The sequence below is a fragment of the Terrisporobacter sp. genome (genome assembly GCF_017888745.1).
GTDB lineage: Bacteria > Bacillota > Clostridia > Peptostreptococcales > Peptostreptococcaceae > Terrisporobacter.
In genome coordinates this window covers 21,346-27,627 of record NZ_JAGHFM010000180.1, presented here as the reverse complement: position 1 = coordinate 27,627, position 6,282 = coordinate 21,346, and the positions used below count along the sequence as shown (strand labels likewise).

General features: G+C 30.0%; 8 protein-coding genes and 1 riboswitch. All 8 genes read right to left on the bottom strand.

Features of this window, described 5'->3' with window-relative positions:
* Window positions 1-554, bottom strand: a 554-nt coding sequence (locus tag J7G74_RS08955) for a rhodanese-like domain-containing protein (protein WP_297134313.1), incomplete at its 3' end; no start/stop codon positions are given.
* A 161-nt stretch (window positions 555-715) separates the two neighbouring features.
* The gene (locus tag J7G74_RS08950; protein WP_297134312.1) at window positions 716-1,330 is read right to left on the bottom strand and encodes a thiamine phosphate synthase; all 615 of its coding nucleotides are present in this window, start codon (window positions 1,328-1,330) and stop codon (window positions 716-718) included.
* Entirely contained in the window at window positions 1,330-2,433 is a 1,104-nt protein-coding gene (gene thiH, locus J7G74_RS08945) for a 2-iminoacetate synthase ThiH (RefSeq protein WP_297134309.1), read from the bottom strand. The genes J7G74_RS08950 and thiH overlap by 1 nt, the downstream gene beginning before the upstream one ends.
* A gap of 10 nt (window positions 2,434-2,443) precedes the next feature.
* The gene (locus J7G74_RS08940) at window positions 2,444-3,214 is read right to left on the bottom strand and encodes a thiazole synthase (protein ID WP_297134306.1); all 771 of its coding nucleotides are present in this window, start codon (window positions 3,212-3,214) and stop codon (window positions 2,444-2,446) included.
* Between the two features lie 11 nt (window positions 3,215-3,225).
* Window positions 3,226-4,032, bottom strand: coding sequence for a thiamine biosynthesis protein ThiF (gene thiF, locus J7G74_RS08935; protein ID WP_334299736.1), 807 nt, complete (start codon window positions 4,030-4,032; stop codon window positions 3,226-3,228).
* The gene (gene thiS / locus J7G74_RS08930) at window positions 4,025-4,219 is read right to left on the bottom strand and encodes a sulfur carrier protein ThiS (protein WP_297134303.1); all 195 of its coding nucleotides are present in this window, start codon (window positions 4,217-4,219) and stop codon (window positions 4,025-4,027) included. The genes thiF and thiS overlap by 8 nt, the downstream gene beginning before the upstream one ends.
* Window positions 4,220-4,304: 85 nt before the next feature.
* A riboswitch (TPP riboswitch) is annotated at window positions 4,305-4,407 on the bottom strand.
* 93 nt (window positions 4,408-4,500) lie between these two features.
* Window positions 4,501-5,682 carry an NAD(P)-dependent malic enzyme gene (locus J7G74_RS08925; protein WP_297134301.1) on the bottom strand — a complete coding sequence of 394 codons (1,182 nt, stop codon included), beginning with the start codon at window positions 5,680-5,682 and terminating at the stop codon, window positions 4,501-4,503.
* Window positions 5,683-5,719: 37 nt separating this feature from the next.
* Window positions 5,720-6,274: a Fe-S-containing hydro-lyase gene (locus tag J7G74_RS08920; RefSeq protein ID WP_297134299.1), complete on the bottom strand. Its 555-nt coding sequence runs from the start codon at window positions 6,272-6,274 to the stop codon at window positions 5,720-5,722.
* Between the last annotated feature and the right edge of the window lie 8 nt (window positions 6,275-6,282).

Below are 6,282 nucleotides of genomic sequence, written 5' to 3'. Positions count from 1 at the left end.
TTTGATTCAAATTCATCCATAGGTATATTTATAGCATTTTCTGCATGTTTTTTTTCAAAATCTTTAGAATCTCTAAGATCTAGTATAACAGCATCTTTATTTTTAGTAGCTAATTCTTCAAACTGACTTCCTGTTATATTAGTATATGTAACAGTTGCATACTCATGCTCTTCCATTCCATCAGCTGCGTTGTAAACTTTTTCAAATCCATTATCAACTAACATTTGAGCTGCTTTACCACTTTTATTTCCTGTATTGCATATTAATACTATTGTTTGATCTTTATAAGATTCTAGTTCACTTATCTTTCCTTCAAATTCATCAAATGGTATGTTTATTGCATTAGTTAAATGTCCTTTAGCATATGCATCAGCATCTCTAACATCTATAACTAAAGTTTTTTTAGTTTCGCCAACTAACTCTTCTGTTTTAGCAGCATCTATTTCATTGTAAGCTTTCTCTCCACTATTAGAAGAACATCCTATAGCACTTGCAAGCGTTACTACTAATAACATTCCTACTGATAATACTTTGAACTTTTTGCTTAATTTCATATTTACTCCTCCTAATATTACTTATTACCCCAAATTAATATTATTTTTTCTATAAATCCTATGTATTCTGATTATAACAAATATTTATTTTTAAGTGAAATTATATAAAAACATTCTATATTAATATATAGTTTATAGATTTTATTTATAAGTAAAAATACTTAATTGTTATACTCTTGTATTTTTTCTTTTACATTTTCACTTTTAAATAAAGTACTCATTACTGCAAAGTCATCTGAATAAGGTAATACGTATTTAACATTAGATGGAGATATACCTCCAAGGGCTACAATTTTTATATCAGTAGTTTTTTTACTTTCTTTTAAAAGTTCCACTCCCTTAGGTTTTAGATTTTCCTTACATTTTGTTTCATATATATGAGATAAAGTAATATAATCTACTTTAATATGCTTTTCTACAACAATTTTATTTAAATACTCTACCTCTTTTATATCATGAAGAGAAAGTCCAAGTATTTTATTTTTTTCAAACTTATATCCTTTATCAATTAAATCTAAAAAAATTTTATAAGGAAGGTGTATTCCACTAAAATTTAACTTCTCATATAAATTTAGATTACTATTTATAATTAAGTTGAATTTGTCTTCATGCCAATCAGTTATCTTAATTATTTTTTCATATAAAGCAGCTAACTCTACGTCACTTAAATCTTTTTCTCTTAAAATTATATTTTTAACACCATTATTTACAGCTTCTTTAATTACTTGTAAATAATGATTTTCATCACAAAAATGTCTATTAGTTATCAAATACATTAAAATCTTTCCCAATCTTTAAATACATGTTGATATCCAATAGATTTTAACATATTAGCTACTTCTTCTATACTATTATCATCATTAGTTTTAAATTGAGCTGTATCATGTTCACCTTGAGAGTGTCCTCCCACATCTGTTGATACTCCTGCACTTAACTTAGTAATACCTAAAGGCATTAAATGTTTTCTCATATCTAAAGTTTCTCTACTTGAAACATTCAAGGCTGCATGAGGATCAAACAATCTCATTACAGTTAATATTTGAAACTCTGTTGCATCATCCACATCAACTATATCATGGAAGCTTCCTTTAAATGGTCTCATTCTAGGAGCAGAATAAGCAAGTTCTATATGAGGATATTTTGTTTTTAAATATTCTCCATGTAAAATAGAGAAAAATGAATCACGTCTAAAATCACTAAGTCCAAGGAGAGCACCTATAGATAAACTTCTCATTCCAGCCTTTGCTCCTCTTTCTGGTGCATCTAGTCTAAATCTATAATTTGCTTTAGGTCCTTTTATATGTACTTTTTTATAGACCTCTTCATCATATGTTTCTTGATAAACAGTTAGAGAGTCTGCTCCCTTACTTACTAAATGCTTATATCCTTCTACTTCCATTGGATAAACTTCTATGCCTATTGATGGGAATTTTTCTGATAAAATCTCTACTGCATCTCCAATATATTCAATACTTGATTTTATTTCACTTTCTCCAGTTAAAACAATAATATGTTTAAATCCTTTATCAGCAACACAATCTCTCTCTTTTCTTACTTCTTCTAAATTTAATTTTTTTCTTTTTATGCCGCTATGACAATTATATCCACAGTAAACACAATGATTTTCACAGTAATTTGCAATATAAATTGGAGTATATAAACAAGTTGTTTTGCCACAATACTGGATTGCTAGTTTACTTGCTTTTTGAGCCATAGCTTCTAAATGTTTTCTAGCTCTTGGTGAAAGTAAATTTAATACATCTTCATGGTTTAATTTATCTTTTGCCATACTTCTAAGTACATCATTGTCAGTTACATCCTCAAAATAACTATCAAAATCAAAATCTTTGTATTTTTCTATCACTTCATAAAAACTCATTATATGCCCCCTATAAATTTCCTAAGAAACCAGTAAGAGGAGAAGATGCATTGGCATACTCAGAAACTGCACCTGTTTTAGCAAGGAAAGCTGCTCTACCACCTTCAACAGCTAATTTAAACGCTCTACCCATTGAAATAGGATCTCCTGCTGAAGCTATTGCAGTATTAACTAAAACTGCTGCTGCACCCATTTCCATAGCTTCCATTGCTTGAGATGGTTTCCCTATTCCAGCATCTACTATTATAGGTATATCTAATTCTTCTATCATGATTCTTATCATTTCTTTCATCTGAAGACCTCTATTTGAACCAATTGGAGCACCAAGTGGCATAACAGCAGCAGCTCCTGCTTCTATTAGTCTTCTTCCTGCATATAAATCGGGACTCATATATGGAAGCACTACAAAACCTTCCTCCGCAAGAATTTTTGTTGCTTTTATTGTTTCTTCATTATCTGGTAATAAATATCTTGTGTCTGAAATTACTTCTATTTTTATAAAATCTCCACACCCCATTTTACGAGATATTCTAGCTATTCTTACTGCTTCCTCTGCATTTGTAGCTCCTGATGTGTTTGGTAGAATTGTCATATCTTTTGGAATATATGTAAGAATATTTTCATTAGTATTGTCTAAATCAACCCTTCTTAGAGCCATAGTGATTATTTCACTACCACTTTCTTTTATAACTTGAGGTAGTATGTCATTTGAACCATTCTTTCCTGTTCCAATTAGTAATCTACTTTCAAATTCATGGCCATTTAATATTAATTTATCCATTATTTTTCCCCCTAGATATGATCTATTAAAATTTCACTTGCTAGATTTGCCATATGATTTGCACAAATCGCTACTCGAGGAGCCATTAGACCTTCTCCCTCTTTAGCTTCATGTGTAAAATCACCGCATACATAAAATTTATCTCTAATTTTCTTTGTTACTATAATATTTGAATCATAATATCCTGCCATTCCAGAAGATGCAATTAAATATTTCTCTTTCATATGGATTAGTACATGATTACTTATTTGAGCCTTACAAACTGGATCATCGAAAGCTTCTATTATTATATCTACTCCATCTAAAAACTCCATATTTTCTTTATCTACGAAAATATTGTAAGCTTTAGTTTCTATAAAAGGATTAATTTTTTCAAGATAATCTTTCATAGCTTCTGTTTTAAACCTTCCAATATCTTCAATAAAGTATTGTTGCCTATTCAAGTTAGAAGGCTCTACTACATCATAATCTACTAAAATAAGTTCTCCTACACCTATTCTAGCCAAAGAAATAGCTATATTAGAACCTAGTCCTCCAAGACCTAAGATAGCAACCTTACCCTTTTTCAAATTTTCATGAACTTTTGGTGTATGTCTAGCAATCATCAAACTTTCCAATTCTTCAAAAGAAGGTTTCTTTCCTTTTTCGATTAAAGTGATTCTATCTTCTTCTTTTAAAATACTGTCTTCTTTTATTGGAAATCCATTCAAAACGATTACATCACATTTTTCATTTATCTTATTTTTAAGGTCATATGCAGTGATATTATCTTCAACTTCTTTTTCTATTTCGTTTACAAAAATTTTCAAATCAACCACCACCAACAAAGCTAATAACTTCAATTACATCATGTTCTTTTAATATGTAAGTTTCATATTGTTCATTTTCAAGTATCTCTAAATTTATCTCAACTACAACCTTATTACTATCTAAGTTATAATCATTTAATAAGTCTATAACACTTTTATTTTCAACAAATTCGACTTCTATGCCATTTACTTTCATCGTCTCACCTCCAATTTTTATCAATAAAAAAAAGCCTTACCCGAAGGTAAAGCTTGTAGTCAAATTTATATAAACTAAAGTTCACATATTTATATACTACTCTTTCCTACGCTGGCATTATCCAGTTCAGGTATAAGGGTTAATGTTTCCATCTCTCAGCCTTTTTAGGGGCACCCCTAGGTAATTTATTTTAAATTCAATTAAATTGTAGTCCTTAAATTTTACTTTTACAAATCTAATTATTTTTCTATATAATTTTTACATTATTATATAGTTTTAACTTATATTCTAGCAACACCAGTTTTTATAGCTGCTTCTCTTACTGCTTTTGCAACATTTGCAACTACTTCTTTATTAAATGCATCTGGAAGTACATAATCTACTTTTAATTCTTCATCTTTAACAACATTAGCTATGGCATAAGCTGCAGCTACTTTCATCTCTTCATTTATTTCTTTTGCTCTAACATCTAATGCACCTCTGAATATTCCAGGGAAAGCAAGCACATTATTAACTTGGTTAGGAAAATCTGAACGACCAGTTCCTACTATAAATGCTCCACCCTCTTTTGCTTCATCAGGGAAGATTTCTGGAGTTGGATTAGCCATAGCAAACACTATAGGTTTATCTGCCATAGTGGCTACCATTTCTTTAGTTACCATTTTTGGTGCAGATACTCCTATGAATACATCTTTATTTTTTATAACATCTACTAAAGTACCTTTTTCATCATATTTATTAGTCACTTCTAACATTTCTTTTTGTGCCCAGTTTATATCTTTAGAATCTTTATGTATAGCACCATTTATATCACATAATACAATATTTTTTACATTTAGATTAAGTAGCATCTTAGCTATAGCCATCCCTGCAGAACCAGCTCCATTTATAACTATTTCTAAGTCTTCAATTTTCTTCCCAGCTAATTTAGCAGCATTTAATATACCAGCAGAAACTATTATTGCTGTACCATGTTGATCATCATGGAATACTGGTATATCTAATTCTTCTTTCAATCTATTTTCTATTTCTATACATCTAGGAGAATTTATATCTTCTAAATTTATTCCTCCAAATACTGGTTCTAATAATTTTACTGTTTTTACTATGTCATCTATATCCATTGTATCTATACATATAGGAAAAGCATCTACATTACCAAATTCTTTGAATAATATTGATTTACCTTCCATAACAGGAATTGATGCAGCAGCCCCTATATTTCCAAGACCTAAAACTGCAGTTCCATCGCTAACTACTGCTACCATATTACTTTTGCAAGTATATTTGTAAACATCTTCTCTATTTTCTTTTATTTTTAAACAAGGTTCTGCAACACCTGGAGTATAAGCAGTAGATAAATCATCTTTACATTTAACTTCTACTTTACTTTGTATACTTACTTTTCCTCCATGATTCTCGTGCATCTCTAATGCTAATTGTGCAAAATTCTTATTCCCCATTGTAATTCTCCTTTTACATATCTATTAACTAAATTGTTTAATCACAAGACTTAGCAAATTTTGCTCTACCTTGTTCATATATACTATTTCCATAGCAATCAATTGCTACAATTAATTGCAAATCTTCTACTTCTAATCTTCTGACAGCTTCTGCTCCTAAGTCGTCATAAGCAATTACATCACATTTTTTTATTGAGTGCGAAATATAAGCTCCTGCACCACCAATTGCAGCAAGATAAACAGCCTTATATTCTTTCATACCATCTATTACTTTATCACTTCTTTTACCCTTACCAATCATGACCTTTAATCCACGTTCTAATAAAGGTACTGTCAAATCATCCATTCTATAACTTGTTGTAGGTCCAGCAGAACCAATAACTTGCCCTTCTTTACTAGGAGTTGGCCCTACATAGTATATACCTGCTCCATTAACGTCAAATGGTAATTCTTTATTGTTATTAATAACTTCTATCATTCTTTTATGTGCAGCATCTCTGCCAGTGTAAATTACACCGCTTAGTTTTACTACATCACCACAAACTAATTTTTCTATATCTTCACTTTTAAAAGGTGCTTTTAACTCAATCATATTTCCCT